Source organism: Micromonospora sp. RP3T (assembly GCF_003027925.1).
Taxonomy (GTDB): Bacteria; Actinomycetota; Actinomycetes; order Mycobacteriales; family Micromonosporaceae; genus Micromonospora.
Genome location: NZ_PYPS01000019.1, coordinates 1 through 22289, shown reverse-complemented (window position 1 = coordinate 22289; position 22289 = coordinate 1). Strand labels below are relative to the sequence as shown.

General features: G+C 72.1%; 21 protein-coding genes, 1 tRNA gene and 1 other RNA gene. 15 read left to right on the top strand and 8 right to left on the bottom strand.

Annotation, left to right across the window (positions count from 1 at the left end):
- The first annotated feature begins 73 nt into the window (after positions 1 to 73).
- Positions 74 to 2977 (top strand): preprotein translocase subunit SecA, encoded by a 2904-nt coding sequence (secA, locus tag C8054_RS16665; protein ID WP_107157714.1) that lies wholly within the window; start codon positions 74 to 76, stop codon positions 2975 to 2977.
- Between the two features lie 66 nt (positions 2978 to 3043).
- Here secA and C8054_RS16660 read toward each other — a convergent pair whose 3' ends face one another.
- Positions 3044 to 3655 (bottom strand): Rv3235 family protein, encoded by a 612-nt coding sequence (locus tag C8054_RS16660; RefSeq protein WP_107157713.1) that lies wholly within the window; start codon positions 3653 to 3655, stop codon positions 3044 to 3046.
- A 100-nt stretch (positions 3656 to 3755) separates the two neighbouring features.
- Positions 3756 to 3983: a helix-turn-helix domain-containing protein gene (locus tag C8054_RS16655; RefSeq protein ID WP_091060288.1), complete on the bottom strand. Its 228-nt coding sequence runs from the start codon at positions 3981 to 3983 to the stop codon at positions 3756 to 3758.
- A 197-nt stretch (positions 3984 to 4180) separates the two neighbouring features.
- On the opposite strand from C8054_RS16655, the gene C8054_RS16650 reads away from it, so the two are divergent.
- Complete coding sequence (locus tag C8054_RS16650) at positions 4181 to 4690, top strand: hypothetical protein (RefSeq protein ID WP_107157790.1); 510 nt, start codon at positions 4181 to 4183, stop codon at positions 4688 to 4690.
- Between the two features lie 15 nt (positions 4691 to 4705).
- On the opposite strand, the gene C8054_RS16645 is transcribed toward C8054_RS16650, so the two are convergent.
- Positions 4706 to 5704, bottom strand: a complete 999-nt coding sequence (locus C8054_RS16645; protein ID WP_107157712.1) for a hypothetical protein — start codon at positions 5702 to 5704, stop codon at positions 4706 to 4708.
- Between the two features lie 412 nt (positions 5705 to 6116).
- Between C8054_RS16645 and pruA the strand changes: the two genes are divergently transcribed.
- From pruA to C8054_RS16605, 8 genes are all read left to right on the top strand, one after another.
- Positions 6117 to 7745 carry an L-glutamate gamma-semialdehyde dehydrogenase gene (gene pruA / locus C8054_RS16640; RefSeq protein ID WP_107157711.1) on the top strand — a complete coding sequence of 543 codons (1629 nt, stop codon included), beginning with the start codon at positions 6117 to 6119 and terminating at the stop codon, positions 7743 to 7745.
- Between the two features lie 158 nt (positions 7746 to 7903).
- Positions 7904 to 8419, top strand: a complete 516-nt coding sequence (locus tag C8054_RS16635; RefSeq protein ID WP_107157710.1) for a PadR family transcriptional regulator — start codon at positions 7904 to 7906, stop codon at positions 8417 to 8419.
- A 45-nt stretch (positions 8420 to 8464) separates the two neighbouring features.
- Positions 8465 to 9586, top strand: a complete 1122-nt coding sequence (gene prfB / locus C8054_RS16630) for a peptide chain release factor 2 (protein ID WP_107157709.1) — start codon at positions 8465 to 8467, stop codon at positions 9584 to 9586.
- 118 nt (positions 9587 to 9704) lie between these two features.
- Complete coding sequence (ftsE, locus tag C8054_RS16625) at positions 9705 to 10385, top strand: cell division ATP-binding protein FtsE (protein ID WP_013284225.1); 681 nt, start codon at positions 9705 to 9707, stop codon at positions 10383 to 10385.
- Positions 10386 to 10452: 67 nt separating this feature from the next.
- Positions 10453 to 11328 carry a permease-like cell division protein FtsX gene (gene ftsX / locus C8054_RS16620; RefSeq protein ID WP_107157708.1) on the top strand — a complete coding sequence of 292 codons (876 nt, stop codon included), beginning with the start codon at positions 10453 to 10455 and terminating at the stop codon, positions 11326 to 11328.
- Positions 11329 to 11461: 133 nt separating this feature from the next.
- The gene (smpB, locus tag C8054_RS16615) at positions 11462 to 11941 is read left to right on the top strand and encodes an SsrA-binding protein SmpB (protein ID WP_107157789.1); all 480 of its coding nucleotides are present in this window, start codon (positions 11462 to 11464) and stop codon (positions 11939 to 11941) included.
- 104 nt (positions 11942 to 12045) lie between these two features.
- Positions 12046 to 12421, top strand: a transfer-messenger RNA (tmRNA) gene (gene ssrA, locus C8054_RS16610).
- Positions 12422 to 12581: 160 nt separating this feature from the next.
- Positions 12582 to 13532, top strand: a complete 951-nt coding sequence (locus tag C8054_RS16605) for a hypothetical protein (RefSeq protein WP_107157707.1) — start codon at positions 12582 to 12584, stop codon at positions 13530 to 13532.
- A gap of 4 nt (positions 13533 to 13536) precedes the next feature.
- Here C8054_RS16605 and mdlC read toward each other — a convergent pair whose 3' ends face one another.
- Together mdlC and C8054_RS16595 are read right to left on the bottom strand one after the other, a co-directional pair.
- Positions 13537 to 15132, bottom strand: coding sequence for a benzoylformate decarboxylase (mdlC, locus tag C8054_RS16600; protein WP_107157706.1), 1596 nt, complete (start codon positions 15130 to 15132; stop codon positions 13537 to 13539).
- A 110-nt stretch (positions 15133 to 15242) separates the two neighbouring features.
- Positions 15243 to 16043, bottom strand: coding sequence for an S-methyl-5'-thioadenosine phosphorylase (locus tag C8054_RS16595; protein ID WP_107157705.1), 801 nt, complete (start codon positions 16041 to 16043; stop codon positions 15243 to 15245).
- Positions 16044 to 16192: 149 nt separating this feature from the next.
- Here C8054_RS16595 and C8054_RS16590 point away from each other — a divergent pair, with 149 nt between their 5' ends.
- From C8054_RS16590 to C8054_RS16575, 4 genes are all read left to right on the top strand, one after another.
- Entirely contained in the window at positions 16193 to 16783 is a 591-nt protein-coding gene (locus tag C8054_RS16590) for a YqgE/AlgH family protein (protein WP_107157788.1), read from the top strand.
- 88 nt (positions 16784 to 16871) lie between these two features.
- Positions 16872 to 16944 (top strand) — tRNA-Ala (locus C8054_RS16585).
- Positions 16945 to 17084: 140 nt separating this feature from the next.
- Positions 17085 to 17351: a hypothetical protein gene (locus tag C8054_RS16580; RefSeq protein ID WP_107157704.1), complete on the top strand. Its 267-nt coding sequence runs from the start codon at positions 17085 to 17087 to the stop codon at positions 17349 to 17351.
- On the top strand, positions 17348 to 17740 hold the full coding sequence (locus C8054_RS16575) for a PIN domain-containing protein (RefSeq protein ID WP_107157703.1): 393 nt from the start codon (positions 17348 to 17350) through the stop codon (positions 17738 to 17740). Before C8054_RS16580 ends, C8054_RS16575 begins: the two co-directional genes overlap by 4 nt.
- Here C8054_RS16575 and C8054_RS16570 read toward each other — a convergent pair.
- A complete protein-coding gene (locus C8054_RS16570; protein ID WP_107157702.1) occupies positions 17724 to 18239 on the bottom strand; it encodes a DUF1772 domain-containing protein in 516 nt (171 codons plus the stop codon). The genes C8054_RS16575 and C8054_RS16570 overlap by 17 nt on opposite strands.
- A 71-nt stretch (positions 18240 to 18310) precedes the next feature.
- Between C8054_RS16570 and C8054_RS16565 the strand changes: the two genes are divergently transcribed.
- Entirely contained in the window at positions 18311 to 19246 is a 936-nt protein-coding gene (locus C8054_RS16565) for an AraC family transcriptional regulator (protein WP_107157701.1), read from the top strand.
- A gap of 39 nt (positions 19247 to 19285) precedes the next feature.
- On the opposite strand, the gene C8054_RS16560 is transcribed toward C8054_RS16565, so the two are convergent.
- On the bottom strand, positions 19286 to 20353 hold the full coding sequence (locus C8054_RS16560) for a glycerophosphodiester phosphodiesterase family protein (RefSeq protein WP_107157700.1): 1068 nt from the start codon (positions 20351 to 20353) through the stop codon (positions 19286 to 19288).
- Positions 20354 to 20492: 139 nt separating this feature from the next.
- Positions 20493 to 22061 (bottom strand): DUF4153 domain-containing protein, encoded by a 1569-nt coding sequence (locus C8054_RS16555; RefSeq protein WP_233219675.1) that lies wholly within the window; start codon positions 22059 to 22061, stop codon positions 20493 to 20495.
- Between the last annotated feature and the right edge of the window lie 228 nt (positions 22062 to 22289).

The window sequence follows — 22289 nt, the reverse complement described above, 5'->3', positions numbered from 1 at the left end:
CGCCGCCACCAGTGACCATCGCCGCGTCGGAGCGCCTACGATGGTTCGAGACCGTCTAGGGGAGCGTTGATCCGTGTCGATTCTGGAAAAGGTCCTTCGCGCCGGCGAGGGCCGCATGGTGCGTCGGCTGAAGGCCATCGCGGCCGCCGTCAACTCGATCGAGGACGACTACGTCAACCTCGACGACGACGAGCTGCGCGGCATGACCGACCAGTTCAAGGAGCGGCTCGCCGACGGCGAGACCCTCGACGACCTGTTGCCCGAGGCGTTCGCGGTGTGCCGTGAGGCCGCCTCGCGGGTGCTCGGTCAGCGCCCCTACGACGTCCAGGTGATGGGCGGCGCGGCGCTGCACTTCGGCAACATCGCCGAGATGAAGACCGGTGAGGGCAAGACGCTGACCTCGGTCATGCCGGTCTACCTGAACGCGCTCGCCGGCAAGGGCGTGCACGTGATCACCGTGAACGACTACCTGGCCGAGCGCGACGCCGCCTGGATGGGCCGGGTGCACGAGTTCCTCGGGCTCACCGTCGGGGTGGTGCTGCCGAACCGGCCCGCCACCGAGCACCGCGCGGCCTACGAGTGCGACATCACCTACGGCACCAACAACGAGTTCGGCTTCGACTACCTGCGCGACAACATGGCCTGGTCGAAGGAGGAGCTGGTCCAGCGCGGCCACTTCTTCGCGGTGGTCGACGAGGTCGACTCGATCCTCATCGACGAGGCACGCACCCCGCTGATCATCTCCGGGCCGGCCGAGCACTCCGCCCGGTGGTACCAGGAGTTCGCCGGGGTGGTGGCCCGGCTCCAGCCCGGCACCGACGGCGAGGGCGACTACGAGGTCGACCACGCCAAGCGCACCATCGCGGTCAGCGAGCGCGGGGTGGCCCGGGTCGAGGACCGGCTCGGCATCGACAACCTCTACGAGTCGGTCAACACGCCCCTGGTGGGCTACCTGAACAACGCCATCAAGGCCAAGGAGCTCTACAAGCGCGACAAGGACTACATCGTCAGCGACGGCGAGGTCCTGATCGTCGACGAGTTCACCGGCCGCATCCTGCACGGCCGCCGCTACAACGAGGGCATGCACCAGGCGATCGAGGCCAAGGAGGGGGTGGAGATCAAGCAGGAGAACCAGACCCTGGCCACCATCACCCTCCAGAACTACTTCCGCCTCTACGAGAAGCTGTCCGGCATGACCGGCACCGCGCAGACCGAGGCGGGCGAGTTCAACAAGGTCTACAAGGTCGGCGTCGTGACCATCCCGACGCACCGGCCGATGGTCCGGATGGACAAGCCCGACGTCATCTACAAGACCGAGAAGGCCAAGTTCAACGCCGTGGTGGAGGACATCGCCGAGCGGCACGAGCAGGGCCAGCCGGTGCTGGTCGGCACCGTCTCGGTGGAGAACTCCGAGATCCTGTCGCACATGCTGCGCCGCCGTGGCATCCCGCACTCGGTGTTGAACGCGAAGTTCCACGCCAAGGAGGCGGAGATCGTCGCCCAGGCCGGGCGCAAGGGCGCGGTCACGGTCGCCACCAACATGGCCGGCCGGGGCACCGACATCCTGCTCGGCGGCAACCCCGAGTTCCTCGCCGCAAACGACCTCCGCCAGCGCGGCCTCGACCCGGTCGAGCAGCCGGAGGAGTACGCCAAGGCGCTGGAGGAGATCCTCCCGACCTGGAAGCAGGCCTGCGACGCCGAGGCGGAGGAGGTCGCCGCCGCCGGTGGGCTCTACGTGCTGGGCACCGAGCGGCACGAGTCCCGCCGGATCGACAACCAGCTCCGGGGCCGGGCCGGCCGGCAGGGCGACCCGGGCGAGTCCCGGTTCTACCTGTCGCTCCAGGACGAGCTGATGAAGCGGTTCCGGGCGGGCGCGGTCGAGGCGGTGATGGACCGTTTCAACATCCCGGAGGACGTGCCCATCGAGTCGAAGATGGTCACCCGCCAGATCAAGAGCGCCCAGGCCCAGATCGAGGGCCAGAACGCCGAGATCCGCAAGAACGTCCTGAAGTACGACGAGGTGCTCAACAAGCAGCGCCAGGTGGTCTACGCCGAGCGCCTCCGGGTGCTCAACGGCGAGGACCTCTCCGACCAGGTCCGCAACATGATCGACGACACGGTCGGCGCGTACGTGGTGGGCGCCACCAGCGACGGCTACGCGGAGGACTGGGATCTCGACCAGCTCTGGTCCAGCCTGAAGCAGCTCTACCCGGTCGGCGTCACGGTCGACGAGTTGGAGGAGGAGGTGGGCTCCCGGGCCGGCCTCGACCAGGACTTCCTGCTCGCCCGCCTCAAGGAGGACGCGCACGCCGCGTACGACCGGCGCGAGGAGACCCTCGGCGAGGAGGCGGTCCGCCAGTTGGAGCGGATGGTCCTGCTCCAGGTGATCGACCGCAAGTGGCGCGAGCACCTCTACGAGATGGACTACCTCCAGGAGGGCATCAGCCTGCGGGCGTACGCCCAGCGCGACCCGGTCATCGAGTACCAGCGCGAGGGCTTCGACATGTTCGCCACCATGATGGACGGCATCAAGGAGGAGACGGTCGGCTTCCTCTACAACCTCGACGTGCAGGTCGAGGAGGCCGAGCCGGAGGCCGAGGAGGTCGAGCTGCTGGAGAAGCCGGTGGAGATCCGGGCCAAGGGTCTCAACCGCACGCCGCAGCAGCAGGGCCTGCAATACTCCGCGCCCGCCGTCGACGGCGAGGCCGGTCGCGGTGCCCCGGTGATCGAGCGGGTCGAGCAGCAGGCACCGGCGCTGGGCATCGGCCAGCCCGCGCCGGAGCGCCCGGCGGCCTCGACGCCGCGCCGGGCCCCGGCCGGGGCGAGCGGTCAGGCGGCTGCCGCGAGCAGTGCCGCCCGGCGCTCCGCGTCCTCCCAGGTCGACGGCGGTGAGGGCCCGTCCCGGAACGCGCCCTGCCCGTGCGGCTCCGGCCGCAAGTACAAGCGCTGCCACGGCTCGCCCAACGGCGGCAACTGACCCCAGCGTTCGCCCGACGGGCCCCGGCCACCGGCCGGGGCCCGTCGGCGTCCGGTGGCCGGGCGGTCAGAGCACGTCCAGGACGAGGCAGAGCCAGTTGCCGCGGCGGTGTTCCAGGCGCACGGCGATGGCCCAACCGGTGCCGCCCATGCCGGCGAACACGGCGGTGGCCTCCACCGCGCCGGCCCGGGGTTCACAGACGCGCAGCCGGCGCAGGAGCAGGGCCGGCCGGGCGCTGCGGCGGCGGACCGGGGGGACCCGGCGGGCCGCCCGGGTCAGCTCGGCCGACACCTGGGCGGCGGCCTCGGGCAGGCAGAGCGGCCGGAGCTGCCCGGGCGGCCGGAAGCCGTTGACGATCTCCAGGAACGTGCGCACGAACCGGTGGGCCGCCCGCGCGGCCTCGGGCGTGGCGGCGGCGAGCGCGGAGGACGGCGGTTCGCCGGTGGGCCGCCCGGCGGCGATCCCGGCGGTGGACCAGCGCGGCCAGCTGGGAGCGCGGTCCGGCGCCCGGCTGGCGGGGCGATCGGGCTCGCGGCGACGCCTGTCGACCAGGTCGAGCGCGAGCTGGCCGACGTGGCTCCAGACCGCTTCCTCGTCGGTGCAGGGCGGGTCGAGCGGCGGGGCGGGGCGGAGACGGACCGGTGGACGCGGTGCCCGGGGACGGCGGGTGTCAACCATCTCAGCCCTCGAATTCCTACGTTTTCCTGTGTTTGCCTCCGACAGCCTCATCTTCGAGCATGAAGACCGTCAGCGTCAATGGCTCACGGTTCACGGAAGGTCACTCCACGTCGCGTTCGCCCAACGGGTTGCCGCGTACCCACTCGGCGGTCTCGGCGTACTTACGCTCGATGTACTCCTCCAGACGGGCGCGTTCGACCCGCCACTGGCCCCGGCCGCCGATCTTGATCGCGGGCAGCTCACCGCTCCGGACCATGTGGTAGACCTGCGAGTCCGAGACGTTCAGCTCGGCGGCGACGTCGGAGAGCAGCAGGAACCTCGACTCCACGGTGACTCCTGGGGTTGGTTTCGTTTGCCTCAGTTTGCCACCAGCGAGCGACACCCTTCGCGCCCGCTTCGGTGGACACGCCGGTGGGAGGCTTCTCCCCGGCGGGTGCCGGGTGTATGACGGTGTCGGCGTACGGCATGATCGGCGCCCGGAGCCGGCGTCCGCCGGCGAGCGGCGGAGAGTGCGGGGAGAGTGCGGTGACCGACGAGCTTGTCCGGGTGTACCTGCCGGCGACCGTCCCGATGCTGGCCCGGCTGCGGGACGAGGGCCTGGCCGCCGAGGCGGCGCACGCGGTCACCCCGGAGCTGCGCGAGTGGTACGCCGAGGGCGACGAGGAGGAGCTGGAGTACGTGGCCTTCACCCGGGCCGCCCAGGAGGCGTTGCTCCTGCTGCGGGCCGATCCCGGTGCTCCCCGGCGGCGGGTGGTGGTCTCGGCCGACCTGCCGGCCCGCGCGGTGGGTCGGGTCGCCGGCGAGCTGGGGTCCAGCGTGGTCCGGCCGGCCGGGCCGGTGCCGGTGAAGTCCGTCGCCGCGATCCACGTGGACGGCGCGGACGCGGCCGGGGACGTGGCCGCCGCCGCCGACGTGGCGGCGCAGGCGCAGGCCGGTGACCCCGACGCCCAGTTCACCGTCGACGGCGTCGAGGACCACGAACTGGAGTGGTACGACGTCACGGAGCTGGACCTGCTGCTGCGCGACGCCGGCTGAGGGCCGACGGACGGCTCAGGCCGCCGGCTCGTCCTCGTCGTCGTCGACGGCGCGCGGCCCGAGCGTGCGCCCGAAGACGATGAGCGTGGTGAGCGCGCCCACGAAGAGCACCCAGATCGCGTTGTCCACCCGGGAGGTGCCGAGCGCGGTCTGTGCCACCTGGTCGGCCTCGCTGAGCGCGGCGGCCAGGTCGAGCAGCCCGCGCCCGCCGATCCGGATGATCACCTCGGTGAGCAGCAGGAGCAGTCCGGCGCCGGCGCCGGCCACCAGGTACGCCGGCCAGCGCAGCGACGACGCCGCGCCGTTCCGGCGCTCCGCGCGCCGACGCGACCAGGCGAGGTAGAGGTACGCCACCAGGCCGGCGATCAGCCCGGCGAGCAGCGACTCCGTCCGGGACACCCACTTGGCGGCGTCCAGCACCGACTGCTGCGTCTCCCCGGCGCCGAACAGGTCGGACAGCGGGTCCCGGGCGCGGCTGAACAGCACCACGAAGACCTGCGCGGCGAGCGTGGCGGCGGCGAGACCGGCCACCACCCGCGCCTGGCGCGCGCCGGCCGTCGCCCCGCCGATGATCGCGGCGGCGGCCGTGGTGCCGGCGATGGTGTTGGTGGTGGCGTTGTCGGCGTACGTGAGGTTGACGCCCACCGCGGCGGCGAGCCCGACCAGCAGGCCGGCGCCGACGGTGGCCAGGAAGCGCAGCGAGGCGCGGTCCAGCCGGTTCGTGGCCGCCAGCGCGACGGTGGCGCCGGTGACCAGCGCCGCGGTGATCACGCCGGGGAGCGCGTACGCGGAGAGGCTGATCGCGGTGACCCCGGCCGCGGTCGAGGTGATCGCCTCCCGGGTCGACCAGAGCATGGCCACCAGCCAGGCGAGCGACAGCACGGCCAGCGGCAGCGCGCCCGGCGCGTACCCCGGCTTGCTGGCGCCGGTGCCGACCTGGCCGGCGACGGGCGGCGCGTCGGCCTCGGGCCGGTCCGGTTCCGCGGCCGTGGAGCTGCCGGGCTGGTTGCTCATCGTCTCCCTTTCGACGGCTGCCGGATCGCCCCGCACGGGCCTGGCAGGTCACCGGCCATCCAGCGTACGCGTCCCGCGACGCCGCTCCGGCGGGCCCGCCGCGGTGGCCGACAGCCAGGGCTGCCACCGTTCGGCCCGGCGAGTGCTCCGACGAATCGTCGACCAGAAGCTCTCTGTTCTGAGGTTTCGTCGGGTGGGAGCCACTTCTGCCGATGGTCCGGAGAGGGTGGGTGCGTCCGATCTCCCGGCCCGCACCCGGGGAGCGCGGGCTGACGGGAACGTCGCGTGACAGAATCGGCGCAGGTCCCGCCGCCGCGACCGGTCCGCCGCGTGGTGTCCGGCACCCGGCCGCCCGGCCGGTGCCCGCGGGTCCGGTTTCGCCACCGCCGTCGAGATCGCACAGGAGCCTGTGATGGACGCCGTGTTCTCCGTCCCCGAGCCGCGCAACGAGCCGGTCCACACCTACGAGCCCGGCAGCGCCGACCGGGAGCGGCTCCAGCGGCGGCTGGCCGAGCTGGCCGCCGAGCGGATCGAGCTGCCGATGACCATCGCCGGCGAGCAGCGGATGGCCGGCGGTGAGTCGATCGACGTGGTCCAGCCGCACAAGCACGCCCACGTGCTCGGCGTCACCGGGCACGCCACCCACGACGACGCCCGCGCCGCCGTCGAGGCGGCGAAGGACGCCGCCCCGATGTGGCGGGCACTGCCGTTCGAGGAGCGGGCCGCGATCTTCCTGCGCGCCGCCGACCTGCTGGCCGGCCCCTGGCGGGACACGCTCAACGCGGCCACCATGCTGGGCCAGTCCAAGACCGCCGTCCAGGCCGAGATCGACGCCGCCTGCGAGCTGATCGACTTCCTCCGGTTCAACGTCCACTTCGCCCGCCGGCTCCTGGCCGAGCAGCCGATGTCCTCGCCGGGCGTGTGGAACCGCTTCGACCACCGGCCGCTGGAGGGCTTCGTCTACGCGGTCACGCCGTTCAACTTCACCGCCATCGCCGGCAACCTGCCGTCCGCGCCGGCCCTGCTCGGCAACACCGTGGTCTGGAAGCCGGGCCCGACCCAGCAGTTCGCCGCGCACTTCACCATGCGGCTGTTCGAGGCGGCCGGCCTGCCGCCCGGCGTGATCAACATGGTCACCGGGCGCGGCGAGGAGGTCTCCGACGTGGTGCTCGCCGATCCCGACCTGGCCGGCATCCACTTCACCGGCTCCACCAAGGTCTTCCAGCAGCTCTGGCGTACGGTCGGCGAGAACATCGCCCGCTACCGGGCCTACCCGCGACTGGTCGGCGAGACCGGCGGCAAGGACTTCGTGGTGGCGCACACCAGCGCCGACGTGGACGCGCTGCACACCGCGCTGCTCCGGGGCGCCTACGAGTACCAGGGCCAGAAGTGCTCGGCCGCCTCGCGGGCGTACGTGCCGCGCTCGATCTGGGAGGGCGGGCTGCGGGACCGGCTCGCCGCCTCCGCGGACGCGCTGACGTACGGCGACGTGACCGACTTCAGCAACTTCGGGGGCGCGGTCATCGACGACCGGGCGTTCGGCCGGCACACCGCCGCGCTGGAGCTGATCAAGGGGGACGACAGCTGCCGGGTGCTGGCCGGCGGCACCGCCGACGACTCGGTCGGTTACTTCGTCCGGCCGACGCTCTTCGAGTGCTCGGACGCCGCGCACGAGACGTTCACCACCGAGTACTTCGGGCCGATCCTGGGCGTGCACGTCTTCGACGACGCCCGGTTCGACGACGTGGTGGCCCAGGCCGAGTCGATCGCGCCGTACGCGCTGACCGGGTCGATCTTCGCGACCGATCGCCGGGTGGTCGACCAGGTGGCGGAGAAGATGCGGTACGCGGCCGGCAACTTCTACATCAACGACAAGCCGACCGGCGCGGTGGTCGGGCAGCAGCCGTTCGGCGGCGCGCGGGCCAGCGGCACCAACGACAAGGCGGGCTCCTGGCACAACCTGCTCCGCTGGACGTCGCCCCGGACGATCAAGGAGACGTTCGTGCCGCCGACCGACCACACCTACCCGCACATGGGCTGAGGTGTAAGGCGGGGCCCCTTCTTAACAGACGTCTGTTAAGAAGGGGCCCCGCCTTACTGTCGTCGGTCGACGGTCGACGGTGCACTCTGGACCGCCTACGAGTGGCGAAAACGGCAAATCCTGGACGCCAGAGCCGACAAAGTGGCAGCTTAGAGGGCATGGCGGAATCCGGAGTCAACCCGACGGCGGCGGCCCTGCTCGGCCTGCTGCACGACGGCCCGATGACTGGCGGCCAGTTGATGGCCGCCGCCGAGCGCCGGCTGGCGCCGTACTGGTCGATGACCCGCAGCCAGGTCTACCGGGAGCTGCCGGTGCTGGCCGAGAAGGGTCTGGTGCGTCTCGGCAAGCCCGGGCCGCGGATGAGCCAGCCGTATGCGCTCACGGCGGCCGGGAAACGGACATTCTCCCGCTGGCTCGCGGAGAATCCCGGCAAGGACACCATCCGCAACCCGGTGGCGCTGCGGATCGCGTTCGGCAACCTGCACTCGGCGAGCCAGCTCAAGAACCTGTACGCCTCGGCCAACGAGTACCACACCGAGGCGCTGGCGGCGGTGCGCGAGCAGGTCAAGAACGCGAAGAAGGAGGGCGACGGCTACGACGCCAGCGCGCTGGAGTTCGCGGTCGCCTACCATCGCGCGGCGCTGTCCTGGCTGAAGACCGCGCCGGCCGGCTGACCACCTGCGGCGAACGCGCTGGACTAGGCAGTAGTCTTGTCTGTCGTGACCGCTGCCGATTATGCCGAACAGCTCAAGGAACTCGACGCCACGCTGCGCAACATCGAGGCCGTGCTCGACCTCGACAAGCTGCGCGAGCAGAAGGCCCGCCTGGAGCAGGAGGCCTCCGCGCCCGACCTGTGGGACGACCAGGCCAAGGCGCAGGCAGTGACGTCGCAGCTGTCGTACGTCAACGGCGAGATCACCAAGCTGGGGGACCTGCGCTCCCGGCTCGACGACGCCGGCGTGCTGCTGGAGTTGGCCCAGGCGGAGTCCGACCCGGCCGCGCTGACCGAGGTCGAGTCGGAGATCACCGGGCTGACCAAGGCCATCCAGGAGATGGAGGTCCGCACGCTGCTCTCCGGCGAGTACGACTCGCGGGAGGCGCTGGTCGCCATCCGGGCCGGGGCCGGTGGCGTGGACGCCGCGGACTTCGCCGAGATGCTGCTGCGGATGTACCTGCGCTGGGCCGAGCGCCACGGCTACCCGACCGAGGTCTACGAGACGTCCTACGCCGAGGAGGCGGGCCTGAAGTCGGCCACCTTCACGGTGAAGGTGCCCTACGCCTTCGGCACGCTCAGCGTGGAGTCCGGCACCCACCGGCTGGTGCGGATCAGCCCGTTCGACAACCAGGGCCGCCGGCAGACCAGCTTCGCCGGCGTCGAGGTGCTGCCGGTGGTGGAGCAGACCGACCACATCGACATCCCCGAGAACGAGATGCGGATCGACGTCTACCGGTCCTCCGGTCCGGGTGGGCAGAGCGTCAACACCACCGACTCGGCGGTCCGGATCACCCACATCCCGACCGGCATCGTGGTCACCTGTCAGAACGAGAAGTCCCAGCTCCAGAACAAGGCGTCCGCGCTGCGGGTGCTCCAGGCCCGGCTGCTGGAGCGCAAGCGGCAGGAGGAGCAGGCCAAGATGGCCGGTCTGAAGACCGACGCCGCCGGCTCGTGGGGCGACCAGATGCGGTCGTACGTCCTGCACCCGTATCAGATGGTGAAGGATCTGCGTACCGAGCAGGAGACGGGCAATCCGTCCGCGGTCTTCGACGGTGAGCTGGACAGCTTCATCGAAGCGGGTATCCGCTGGCGGAAGCAGCAGCAGCTCACCGCTGACAGTGCGTGATCACCCTCGAACGCAGCGCGTCATCGATCTCGGTCTGACCCGGTAAATCGATGACGCGCACCGCATCTGAGGGGCGTGGGGCTTGGCTCTGCGGTTACACCGCGTAGACTCTCGACCCGTGATTCAGCTTGAGCAAGTGACGAAGACGTACCCGAAGGCGTCCCGGCCTTCGCTCGACAACGTGTCCGTCTCGATCGAGAAGGGCGAGTTCGTCTTCTTCATCGGTCCATCCGGCTCCGGCAAGTCCACCATCATCAAGTTGCTGCTGCACGAGGTCACGCCCAACAAGGGCCGCGTCGTCGTCAACGGCAAGGACGTCACATCGATGCGTTCCTGGAAGCGACCCCACTTCCGGCGTTCCATCGGCTGCGTCTTCCAGGACTTCCGGCTGCTGCCGAACCGCACCGCGTACGAGAACGTGGCGTTCGCGCTGGAGGTGATCGGCAAGACGAAGGCGGTCGCCCGTCGGGTCGTACCGGAGGTGCTGGAGCTGGTCGGTCTCGGTGGCAAGGAGCACCGCTACCCGCACGAGCTCTCCGGTGGTGAGCAGCAGCGTGTGGCGGTGGCCCGGGCGTTCGTGAACCGGCCGCTGATCCTGCTGGCCGACGAGCCCACCGGAAACCTGGACCCGGACACCTCGATCGAGATCATGCGCCTGCTGGACCGGATCAACCGCACCGGCACGACCGTCGTGATGGTCACGCACGACTCCAACATCGTGAACCAGATGCGGCGCCGGGTGATCGAGATCGAGAGCGGCCGCATCGTGCGCGACCAGGCCCGCGGCGTCTACGGCTGAGCCGACAAGGCAGACCGAAGACCCCGACGACGAACACCTCACGCCGGAGAGCCGGAGGAATATCCCGATGCGGATGAAGTACGTCCTGTCCGAGGTACTGGTCGGACTGTGGCGCAACGTCACCATGACGGTCGCCATGATCATCACCATGGCGGTGTCGCTGTTCATGCTGGGCGGCAGCGGCCTTCTGTACCAGAAGGTCGGCGACATGAAGGATCTCTACTACGAGAACGTCCAGGTGTCGATCTTCCTGAAGACCGACGTCCAGGAACAGCAGCGGACCGACCTGGAGACCAAGCTCAACGCCGACCCGCTGGTCAAGGACGTCACGTACGTCAACAAGGACGAGGCGTACAAGCGCTTCCAGCAGATGTACGCCGACGCGCCCGACCTGGTCAACGCGGTCAAGCCCGACCAGCTGCCCGAGTCGTTCCGGCTCACGCTGAACGACCCGCAGCAGTACAAGCAGATCTACGACCAGTACAAGACCGCCGAGGGCATCGACACGATCGTCGACCAGTCCAAGCTGCTCGACAAGGTCTTCGGCGTGCTCACCGGCATCCAGAACGGCGCGTTGGCGCTGGCCATCGTGATGGCCGCCGCCGCCCTGCTGCTGGTCGCGAACACCATCCAGGTGGCCGCGTACAGCAAGCGCCGTGAGGTCGCGGTCATGAAGCTGGTCGGCGCCTCCAACTGGTTCATCCAGGCGCCGTTCGTGCTGGAGGCGGTGGTGGCCGGTCTGATCGGCTCCATCCTCGGCCTGCTCGCGCTGATCGGCGTGAAGACACTCGCGGCCGGCAGCTCGATGGCGGCCCTCGAGGGCCTGATCACCCCGATCTCCTGGTCCGAGATCTTCCTGACCTTCCCGCTGATGGCCGCCGTCGGTGGCCTGGTCAGCGCCATCACGGCTTGGGTCACGCTCCGCTTCTACCTGCGGGTCTAGTTACCGTACGGCTCTCCGCGAGGGGCCCTCCCGTGCCGGAACAAACGGCGCGGGAGGGCTCTTGTGGTTCCGGTAGCATGATCTTCGCTCGTCGGCCGCCGGCCGGGGAGCCGGCGGAAAGGGGGTGGCGCCGATGCCACGGGAAAAGGGTCGCAAGGTGGTCGCCTCCAACAAGAAGGCGCGGCACGACTACGCCATCCTCGACACGTACGAGGCGGGCATGGCGTTGACCGGCACCGAGGTGAAGTCGCTGCGGGCCGGTCGGGCGTCACTCGTCGACGCGTTCGCCCAGGAACGCGACGGCGAGCTGTACCTGCACGGCATGCACATCCCGGAGTACACGCAGGGCACCTGGACCAACCACGAGCCCCGGCGGACCCGCAAGCTGCTGCTCAACCGGTTGGAGATCGACCGGCTGATCGGCAAGACCCGCGAGGGCGGCCTCACCATGGTCCCGTTGCAGGTCTATTTCTCGGACGGCTGGGCCAAGGTCGAGATCGCCCTGGCCAAGGGCAAGAAGTCGTACGACAAGCGGCAGGATCTGGCCAAGCGGGACGCCGACCGGGAGATCCAGCGGGCGGCGGGCCGGCGCGGCAAGGGAATGGACGACTGATTCGTCACGTTCGTCCGGTTCAGCGCGTCCGACCGGGGCTCGGGATGAAACCCGTTGCGGGAGGCGTTAGGCTTGTCAGTGCCACCACATGGGTGGCCTGTCGAGGGGGTGACTGGTTTCGACTTCGTACGCAGCGACAGGGGAAGCGAGCCGAGGAAGCCGACGTCGTCTCGAGAATCGGTCGTCGGAAACCAATAAGCGCCAAGAACAATCGCGCTGACTTCGCTCTCGCCGCCTGAGGCGAGTAGCAAGTCTGTCGGCCTGGGAGCGCCTTCGACCCAGTTAGCCGGCATCAGCTAGAAGGCTGGCCAATCGGACCCGGTCGCGGGGTCCGTGCGGCGAGATCAATCAGCGACTGGGCCCGTCACACCAACTTGCTCGCGTGAGCGGTGGGGCCGAGTAGAGGCACAGCGAGCTGCGCTCGGAGAAGCCCTGACAAACCGGCGAAGGACCCGGGTTCGATTCCCGGCACCTCCACCACCTTGACCTGTGCGCCCCGGTCCACCGGACCGGGGCGCACAGTCGTCTGTGCCGCCCGCACGAGCGGTGTTAAGCGGGGCCCCTGCTATGCGGAATGCGTTAAGCGGGGGCCCCTCCTTACTCCTGGGAACCGGAGGTGGGGGATCGGCGTCTGATCCGTATGCGCCGATCGATCGCCCTGCTCGGGCTGCCGCTGCTGGTCCTCTCCGGATGCGCCGCGCCCGGCGTCGGGTCGGGCGCGCCGCCGCCCACCGGCCCGGACCAGCGCCCCGCGTTCACCCAGCGCGCCGACGAGGTGGCCGCGCGGTGGCGCCCCGGACCGCAGTGGCGCGACGGGTACGTGCCGCTCCAGGACGCCACAGTCCTCGGCGGCGATCCCGGCTTCACCGAGGAGACCAGGGCGGCGTTCGCCGCCGGCTGGTACCGGGACCAGATCGCGATGCCGACCGCCGCTCCGCCGCAGGGCTCGATCCGCTTCCCCGACGGCGTGCTGCGGGTGCCGCTGGTCAGCGCCGCCGACGCGTACGCCCAACTGGACCGGGGTGATCCGCCGCCCTGCGACGGTCGCCCCCGTGGACCGGAGCCGGCCGACACGACCGCCGCGCCGGGCCCGGACGACCCGGTGTCGACCACCGCGCCCACCCCGTGCATCCCGCTCACCGTCACCTCGGTGCGGCTGGGCAGCGCGTCGGTGTGGACCAGCCGGGGCCGGGCCGACGTGCCTGCCTGGCTGTTCACCGTGACGGAACTGGCCGCACCGGTGGCCCGGCTGGCGGTCGCGCCGCGCGCGGTCGGCACGGTGCCCAGCGGGGCGGCGGACACCGGCCCGTTGCCGGCGGGCCTGGTCGCGGCGCAGGAGCTGCGGGCGGTGGCGGCCGACCGGCTCGACTACCTGGTCGGCGTCGGCGTCTGCGACGGCGCGCCGACCCCGCTGGTACGGGAGGGAGCGGACGTGGTGGTGGTCGGCGCCGCCGTGGTCCCCGCCACCGGCCCCTGCACCATGCAGCTCGCGTTGAAGCCGGTCAGCGTCACGCTCACCGCCCCGCTGGGCGACCGTACGGTCCTGGACGTCGGCAGCGGCGCGCCGCTGATCGTCCGCTCCGGCGGGTGAGGGGTCACAGGATCCGGGGTACCTCGGTGCTGATCGGCACCGGCAGCACCGTGGGCCGGTCCGCGGCCAGCGCCCGGGCCAGCGCCGGGCCGAGCGCGTCCGGCGACGCCACCACCTCGGCCGCGCAGCCGTAGCCGTGGGCCACCGCCGTGAGATCCAGTCCGGGCAGGTCCAGCGCCGGTACGCCCGGGGTGTGCTTCAGCTCGGCGAACGCCTTCAGGATCGCGTACTGCTGGTTCACCGGGACCACGACGGGCAGCGCAAGGCCCAGCCGCGCCGCGGTCCACAACGCCTGCACCGAGTAGTGGACCGAGCCGTCACCGATCACCGCGACCACCGGCCGGCCGCGCCCGGTGTCCCGTTCGGCCAGCGCCAGGCCCACCGCCGCCGGCAGCCCGAACCCGAGTCCGCCGCTGGCCATGGTGAAGTACGAACGCGGCCGGTCGATCCGCAGCCGGCGGCGCAGTGCGGCCAGGTTGGACGGTGACTCCTGCACCAGCACCCCGTCCGCCGGCCAGGCGGCGGCCAGCGCCGCGAAGAGCACGTCCGCGCTGGGCGGCTCGGCCGGCTCGGGCGGGGCGGGCGGATCCCGGGGCGGCGGCGCGGGCGGGTCGGCCGGCGGGAGCAGCTCCCGCAGCGCGGCCAGCACCAGCTTGGCGTCGCCGAGCAGGCTCTCCCCGACCGGGGCCCGGCCCGCCTCGTCCGGGTCGTCGGTGACGTGCAGCAGCCGGGCGTCGCCGGGCAGGTAGTCGCCCGGCACGTGCGGGTAGTAGCGGAACACCGGGGCGCCCACCACCAGCACCACGTCGTGACCGCGCAGCGCCGCCGACAGCGGCCCGATCGCGTACGGCAGCACGCCCCGGAACTGCGGGTGGTCCTCGGGGAAGACGGCCCGTTCCGGTGCCGGGGCGGCCCAGACCGGGGTGGCCAGCCGTTCGGCCAGCGCGACCGCCTCCGGCCAGGCGTCGGCCCGGTCCACTGCCGCGCCCAGCACCAGCACCGGGGCGCGGGCGGTGGTCAGCGTGGTGGCGAAGTCACGCAGCCGGTCCGGGTCCGGCCCGATCCGGGTGGCCACGGTCCGCACCGGTGGTGGCGGGTCGGCGGGCCGGTCCCAGTCGTCCATCGGCAGGGACAGGAAGACCGGCCCGGCGGGCGGCTGCGCCGCCGTGGCGTACGCCCGCATGAACGCCGCCGGGATGTCCTGCGCGCGGGCCGGCTCGTGCGCCCACTTGACGTACGGCTGGGCCAGCTCGACCGCCCGGGGGCTGGCCAGGCGCGGCTCGATCAGCAGCATCTCGCGGGTCTGCTGGCCGGCGCTGACGATCAGCGGGGTCCGGTTGTGCCAGGCGGTGACCAGGTTGCCCATGCCGTTGCCGGTGCCCGGCGCGGTGTGCAGGTTGACGTGCGCGGGCCGCCCGGTGCCCTGCGCGTAGCCGTCGGCCATGGCGACCGCGGACGCTTCCTGGAGCGCGTGCACGTAGTGGAAGTCGGCCGGGAAGCCGGCGAGGAACGGCTCCTCGGTGGAGCCGGGGTTGCCGAAGACGGTGGTCAACCCGAGCGCGCGCAGCAGGTCGTGGGTGGCCTCGCGCACCGTCGCCATCGCCGGCTGCCTCCGTCCCTGGCCGAGAGCGTCGGAGACGGCCCGGTGCACAGCCCCGACCCACCGAATCTAGCGGGCCGGGCGCGGCTTTTCGGGCGCTTCGCCCCGGCTCAGGGCAGCGGGAACGGCAGCGTGATGCCGTCCAGCGTGGTCCCGCAGGGGCAGTCCCGGGTGGTGGGCAGCGCGGCGACCGCGTCCAGCAGCAGCTCGCGCAGCCGGTCGGTGTTCTCCGCGAAGACCCGGAACACCTCCTCCTGCGTGACCGACTCGCCCGCCTCGACGCCCGCGTCCAGGTCGGTGACAAGCGCGATGGACGAATAGCAGAGCGCCAACTCGCGGGCCAGCACCGCCTCCGGGTACCCGGTCATGTTGACCACCGCGCCGCCCATCGAGGTGAACCAGCGAGACTCCGCACGGGAGGAGAAACGCGGGCCCTCGACCACCACCACCGTCCCGCCGTCCACCGCCGGCACGTCCCGCCGGGCCGCCGCGTCCAGCAGCGTCCGCCGCCCGGCCGGGCAGTACGGATCGGCGAACGAGACGTGCACCGCCCCCTGGTCGTAGTAGGTCTGCGCCCGCCCGCTGGTGCGGTCGATGAGTTGGTCCGGCACCACGAACGTGCCCGGACCCAGCTCCGGCCGGAGCCCGCCGACCGCACAGGGCGCCAGCACCTGGCGTACGCCGAGGGAGCGCAACGCCCACAGGTTGGCGCGGTAGGGGATCAGGTGCGGGGGGTGCCGGTGGTCCCGACCGTGTCGCGGCAGGAACGCCACCCGCCGGCCGCCCACCTCGGCGACCGTGATCGGGTCCGACGGTGCGCCGTACGGGGTGTCCACCACGTGCTCCACGCCGTCGAGCAGGGCGTAGAGACCCGACCCGCCGATCACCGCCAGTTCCGCCTGCGCCGCCATCCGGTCCTCCCTCGATCCGTCGCGATCACCCGACGGTCAGACCTTAGCCAGCGGGCGGGACGCAAGCTATGGTGCGTGACATGGCGTTGACAGCGTGGACGGTCGACGACGGAGGGCCCGCGCGGGCGCACGGCTGACGGGTGTCGGACATGCAGGGTGAGGGGCAGGCGATCGGTGGCCGAGCCATGGAGTCGATGACCGGACGGCTGCTGGTCGCGACACCCGTGCTCAAGGACCCGAACTTCGACCGTACGGTCGTGCTGCTGGTCGCCCACGAGCCCGGCGGCGCGCTCGGCGTGGTGCTGAACCGGGCCACCGAGGTCCCGGTGGCCGACGTGCTCGGCGACTGGAGCGACCTGGCCCGCGAGCCGGCGGTGCTCTTCGAGGGCGGCCCGGTGCAGCCCGACTCGGCCATCTGCCTGGCCCGCATGCGCCACCCGGTCCAGCCGGTCAAGGGCTTCCACCGGGTCTCCGGCGCGGTCGGCACCATCGACCTCTCGGTCGACCCGGAGAAGCTGCGCGACGCGGTCGGCGGCATCCGGGTCTTCGCCGGCTACTCCGGCTGGGGCGCCGGCCAGTTGGAGCGGGAGATCGAGGAGGGGTCCTGGTTCGTGCTGGACGCGCTGCCCGGCGACGCCTTCGTCGACCGGCCGGACGATCTCTGGCCGATGGTGCTGCGCCGGCAGGGCGGCATGATGGCGGCGGTGGCCCACTTCCCGCCGGACGTGGCGCTCAACTGACCCGGCCGGGGGGACCCCCGCGAGATGACCATGGCGGGCGGCGTGTGTATAGTTCTTCCCGTGCCCGGGCGACCGGGGACGACCGCAAGGGGCCGTGGCGCAGCTGGTAGCGCACCACACTGGCAGTGTGGGGGTCAGGGGTTCGAGTCCCCTCGGCTCCACCCTTGAGTCAACAGGTCAGCGGCCTGGTCGATCATCGACCGGGCCGCTGATTCGTTTCCGCCGGGGTGGGTGCCGACGGTAGCGGCAGTGGCCGGAGATCACGCTCGTCGAGGCCGCCATATCAGAGTATGGTGTTTGTGTGGCAACGAAGAAGGTGACGGTCACTCTCCCAGAGGAACTGGTCGCGGCGCTCGGTGCGGCGGCCCAGGAGGACGGGGTTCCCCTGTCCCGGCTGGTCGCCAACGCGGCCGAGAGCGAACTCCGCCGGCGTGTCGGCCGTCGGTTGGTGGCCGACTGGCAGGCCGAACACGGTGCCTTCACGGCGGAGGAGCTGGCCGCAGCCCGCGCGGAAATGGCCTCTGCCGACGCCCAGGCACTCAGCGCGCCGGGTCAGGCGGCGGCGTGAGCATTCCCTACGTCTACGACGCCGGGGCGCTACTCGCGATCGACGGGAACGACCGGCGGATGTGGGCGATCCACCACCTGGCGCTGGAGGACGGGCGGCGTCTCCTGGTTCCCTCGGTCGTGGTGGGCCAGGCCTGGCGTGACGCCCGCCGCCAGGTCCAGCTCGGTAGATTCCTGCACAGCTGTGAGGTCGTTCCGGTCGGTCTCGAACTGGCCAAGGCAGCCGGTGTGTTGTGTGGCCGGGCCGGCTCCCGCGACGTCGTCGACGCGACGGTGGTCACCGTCGCGCTGGCCCACGGCGCCGTCGTCTTCACCTCCGATCCGGACGACATCGCACAGCTGTCGGCCGCGTCCGACGTCAAGCCGGGGCTGGTCATCCGCCGCCTGTGACCGCCTGGTGCCACGAGGTCGAGCGGCCGGCGACCACCAGGGCCCAGCAGAGCGCGCCGAACCCCGCCGTGCCCGCCAGCGCGCGGACCACGTTCCAGGCGACCCAGGTGGCCTCGAACCGCTGCCGGGCGGCGTGGAGGTCGGACGCGCCCGCCGCCGCCAGCGCGTCGTTCAGCGGCACGTTGACCGCGATCGTGACGCCGACCGTGATCAGGTTCAGAACGAGCCCGGCGATGAGCCACGGCAGCGCCGGACGATTCGCGCCGTGCCCGGCCAGGATCGCCGCCAGCGCGGCGAGCAGCGGCGTACCGAGGAAGAGCAGCAGGAACCAGCCGTTGACGATGGTCACGTTGATCCGCTGCATCGCGTCGACGAACGTACGGTCGTCGGCCCCGCGTAGCGCCGGCATGACGGCGTAGGCGAACGCGGCGAAGAGCCCGGCCATCAGCCCGGCCCCGACCGTGGCCCCGATCATCGACAGTTGCTGCACGAGTCGCATGCGCCCAGTCAACCGCCGTCCGGTGGGACGGCCCATGGCCAGGACGCGCGATCCTGTGTGTAATCGTCTCCGTGGACGCCGTCACCGGGCTGCTCGACGGGCCCCGGGCCCGGGGCGCCTTCCTGCTCCGCTCGATGCTGACGCCGCCCTGGTCGATGCTGATCCGGGACGAGGCGCCGCTCACCGTGGTCGCGGTGGTGCACGGCGACGCCTGGCTGGTGCCGGCCGAGGCCGCCGCCACGCGGCTCGGCACCGGGGACGTGGCGATCGTGCGCGGTCCGGCGCCGTACACCGTCGCGGACGATCCGGCCACGCCGCCGCAGGTGGTCGTCCACCCGGGCCAGCGCTGCACCACGCCGGACGGGCAGGATTTGTACGAGATGGCCCGGCTCGGCGTCCGTACCTGGGGCAACGGCCCGGACGCCCGGACAGTGCTGCTCACCGGCACGTACCCGGTCCGGGGTGCGGTCGGCCGGCGGCTGCTGGACGCATTGCCGGCGCTCGTGGTGGTCCCGCGCGCGTCCTGGGACTCGCCGCTGGTGCCGCTGCTGGCCACCGAGATCGTCAAGGACGACCCCGGCCAGGAGGCGGTCCTGGACCGCTTGCTCGACCTGCTGCTCATCGCCGCGCTGCGGGAGTGGTTCGACCGGCCGGGAGCGGCGGCACCCGCCTGGTACCGGGCGTACGCCGACCCGGTGGTCGGGCGGGCCCTGCGGATGCTGCACCATGATCCGGCCCGGCCGTGGACCGTGGCGTCGCTGGCGGCCGGCGTCGGGATCTCCCGGGCGGCGCTGGCCCGGCGCTTCACCGGGCTGGTCGGCGAGCCGCCGATGTCGTACCTCACCGGGTGGCGGCTGGCGCTCGCCGCCGACCTGCTGCGGGAACCCGGCGCCACAGTCGGCGCGGTCGCCCGGCGGGTCGGCTACGGCAGCTCGTTCGCGCTGAGCGCCGCGTTCAAACGCCGGTACGGCGTGAGCCCGCGCCAGCACGTCGACCGGTCCGCCTAGCCGGTCGGGACGGGGCTGCCCGCCCCGACCGGCGCCGGCTCAGCGGGCCCGGTACGCCTTCGGCAGCCGCATGCCGCGCTCGGCCATGAGCTGTCGGACCCGGTTCGGGTAGTCGGTGATGATCCCGTCCACGCCCAGGTCCATGAGTGCGGCCACGGTCGGCATGTCGTCGCAGGTCCAGGGGATGACCTTGAGCCCGCGCGCGTGCGCGTCGGCGATCATGCGGGCGTCCGGGTAGAACCGGAAGGTCGGGTCGGCGATGGTGCCGTTCTGCGGGAACCCGTAGTTGGGGGAGAGCGCCGTGACGCCGGGAATCGCGTCGGCGGCGCGGACGAGGTCGCCACCGAAGTCGTCCGCGTCGAGCCCGCCCAGCCACGGCGACGCGCCCGGCTGGCCGACCTGGAGGAAGTCGTAGTTGGTCAGCGCCACCAGGGGCCAGCGCGGCGCAAGCCGGTGCATCGCCCGCAGCGCTCCCCAGTCGAACGACTGGATGGTGACCTGCCGCTCGATGCCGGAGCGGCGGATCTCCTCGAAGACGCGCCTGACGAACAGCTCGCGCGGCGCGGTCTGCTCGGGCGCCCCCGCCTCCACCTTGGTCTCGATGTTGAGCGTGATCCCGTACGCGCGGTAGCGCTTCACCAGGTCGAGCACGTCACGCAGCTCGGCCATCCGGACGCCGGCGATCCGCTCCTGCTCCGGGAAGCCCGGCAACTGCTGGTAACCGCAGTCCATCGTCTTGATCTGGGCGAGCGTCAGGTCCTTGATGTACTTCCCGACGTAGGGGTACGTCGGGTCGTCGGGCCGGGCCGGGCCGGTGTCCCGGCACTTCTGCGCGCTGACCTGACGGTCGTGCGTGACGACGACCTTCTCGTCCCGGGTGACCTGGGTGTCCAGCTCCAGGGTGGTGACGCCGAGCCGCATCGCCTTGGCGAAGCCGGCCAGCGTCTCCTCGGTGGTCATGCCGATGCCGCCACGATGGGCCTGCAGGTCGAAGTGGGTCCGCTGCGGCGGCGCCCCGGGCCGGGTCGCCGGTCCGGCGTGGGCGGCCGTCGGCACGGCCAGCACCGCACCGGCGACCAGTGCCGTCATGAGTCGACGGACGGACATGGTGGAACCTCCGCTACCTCGGTTGATGGAGCGCAGCCGACGCTAGGTGCCCGAGGCGGTGGGGACCGTGGCGACCAGGTGAGGGGAGGATGAATGGTCCCGGTCGGGCCACCCGTCCGGGCGGCCCGACCGGTGGGCGTCAGCGGGGACGCCGGGTCTTCGGCAGGTCGAACTGGTCCGCCCGGCGGCAGTCCTTCGGGCCGCCGACCGCACCCGGACCGACCCGGTCGAGGGCCTGGCGGGCCCGGTGCCGGCCCAGGTTCCAGGCGTACCAGGGGTCGGGCTGGTCGAGGTCGTCCGCGATCCAGCTCAGCGTGCAGCGGCGGACCGGGTCGGGGAGCCGGGTGAGGGCGGGGGTGGCGTCGGCGGACAGCGCGCGCAGGTACCAGGCGTCGATCTTGCCGGTCTGCTCGTACCGGAGGGTGTTGCGCCGGGCCGCGTAGTCCTCCGGGTTGAGCACCGCGAGACCGAGTAGCATCGCCACCGCCAGCGCCACAGTGGTGCCGGGGATCCAACTGCCCCGCCACCGTACGCCGGCCGCCAGGATCATCAGGAAGACCGCGCCGAGCAGCAGCTCGAACGCCATCACGAAGATCCGCTCGCCGGTGAAGCTGTAGACCTTCTGGTACGTCCACATCCGGGACAGCGCGGACACCACGATCACCACGCTCAGCGCGCTGAGCAGCCCGAGCAGGACGCGCAGCAGGATCCGCTCGACCGCCCGTTCCCGGCCGGCCCAGCGGCTCACCGCGCCGAGCACCGCCACGGTCAGCAGCGTGACGAAGAGCAACTGCCAGAAGCCGCTGCGGGCGTACTCCGCGTAGCTGAGCCCGGCGACGTTCCGCACGTGCCGCTCGCCGCCGAAGAGCACGGTGAACTGCACCACCACGAAGCCGGCGAAGAGCAGCGTCAGCGCCGTGATGGCCGGCGCCCACTCCAGCAGGCCGAGTCGCCGCCCGCTCGCCCGGTCCACGGTGGACAGGTCCGGCGGGGCGGTGAGCGTGTAGACGGCGGCGACCGCGATCAGCCCGCCCACCGCGGCCAGGAACAGCCCGCGGAACACCGTGCCGAGGTCGACCGCGGGCACCACCGCGCCGAGCGCCTCGGAGAACGCCGCGTCGGCCGAGGCGAGCAGGCTGCCGAAGACCACCAGCACCACCACGGTGGCGACCACCGAGACGGTGACCTTGCGGACGGTCGCCGTCTCCGCCGAGACGGCGACGTGCCGGCGCACCCAGGGCAGGCCGCGGAACGCCGCGAACGGCGTGGCGGCCAGGCCGAACAGGATCGAGCGGACCAGCCGGCCGCCGACGATCGCCAGCGTGGCGCAGCCCAGCGCGCCGAGCACGCAGAACGTCACCAACCACCAGGCGTTGCGGAACGCCGGCACGGCGAGCAGGGCCAGGGACGCCGCCGCCCAGCCGGCCCGGATCAGCCGGTCGGCGCGGGGCAGCTCGGCGGCGCGGGTGCGGACCGCGAACAGCACCCCGAGGGTGAGCGTGAGCCAGCCGAGGAACCAGCCGATGCCGACCCGGCTCAGCGGGACGAAGAGCGCGCTGCCGAGCGCGCCGGCGAGCACCGCGAGCGGCACCGCGCGGCCGGTGGCCGGTTTCGGGCCGGGCCAGCGCGCACCCAGGAACGAGGTGCGGGGCGTCCGCGGTCGGGGCGCCCAACCCGGTGTCGGCGGGTGGTTGACCCACTGTCGCATGTCCTGGTGCCCCGGCCCGGGCACCGCGGGCGCCGCGCCACCGTGGACCGGTGGAAAGACATGCCCGGTGGCTGCCGTCGGGGTGCCCGGGCCGCCCGTCGGCGCGGCCGACCCGGCCAGGGCGACCGGCGTGCCGGGGGCTGGCGGGGTGGCGACCGGCGTGCCCGGGGCCAACGGCGTGCCGGCCGGTGTGGTGGCGCCCGTCGGCGCCGGCGTGCCGGGCGCCGG

Excerpts from the sequence above, each read along its gene's own strand:
- ftsX (WP_107157708.1), top strand. The coding sequence starts at position 10,453 with ATGCGGATGAAGTACGTCCTGTCCGAGGTACTGGTCGGACTGTGGCGC.
- C8054_RS16645 (WP_107157712.1), bottom strand. The coding sequence starts at position 5,704 with ATGAGCAACCAGCCCGGCAGCTCCACGGCCGCGGAACCGGACCGGCCC.
- pruA (WP_107157711.1), top strand. The coding sequence starts at position 6,117 with ATGGACGCCGTGTTCTCCGTCCCCGAGCCGCGCAACGAGCCGGTCCAC.
- C8054_RS16555 (WP_233219675.1), bottom strand. The coding sequence starts at position 22,061 with ATGCGACAGTGGGTCAACCACCCGCCGACACCGGGTTGGGCGCCCCGA.
- C8054_RS16570 (WP_107157702.1), bottom strand. The coding sequence starts at position 18,239 with ATGCGACTCGTGCAGCAACTGTCGATGATCGGGGCCACGGTCGGGGCC.
- C8054_RS16595 (WP_107157705.1), bottom strand. The coding sequence starts at position 16,043 with ATGGCGGCGCAGGCGGAACTGGCGGTGATCGGCGGGTCGGGTCTCTAC.
- C8054_RS16590 (WP_107157788.1), top strand. The coding sequence starts at position 16,193 with ATGCAGGGTGAGGGGCAGGCGATCGGTGGCCGAGCCATGGAGTCGATG.
- C8054_RS16660 (WP_107157713.1), bottom strand. The coding sequence starts at position 3,655 with ATGGTTGACACCCGCCGTCCCCGGGCACCGCGTCCACCGGTCCGTCTC.
- C8054_RS16605 (WP_107157707.1), top strand. The coding sequence starts at position 12,582 with ATGCGCCGATCGATCGCCCTGCTCGGGCTGCCGCTGCTGGTCCTCTCC.
- C8054_RS16560 (WP_107157700.1), bottom strand. The coding sequence starts at position 20,353 with ATGTCCGTCCGTCGACTCATGACGGCACTGGTCGCCGGTGCGGTGCTG.
- mdlC (WP_107157706.1), bottom strand. The coding sequence starts at position 15,132 with ATGGCGACGGTGCGCGAGGCCACCCACGACCTGCTGCGCGCGCTCGGG.
- C8054_RS16635 (WP_107157710.1), top strand. The coding sequence starts at position 7,904 with ATGGCGGAATCCGGAGTCAACCCGACGGCGGCGGCCCTGCTCGGCCTG.
- smpB (WP_107157789.1), top strand. The coding sequence starts at position 11,462 with ATGCCACGGGAAAAGGGTCGCAAGGTGGTCGCCTCCAACAAGAAGGCG.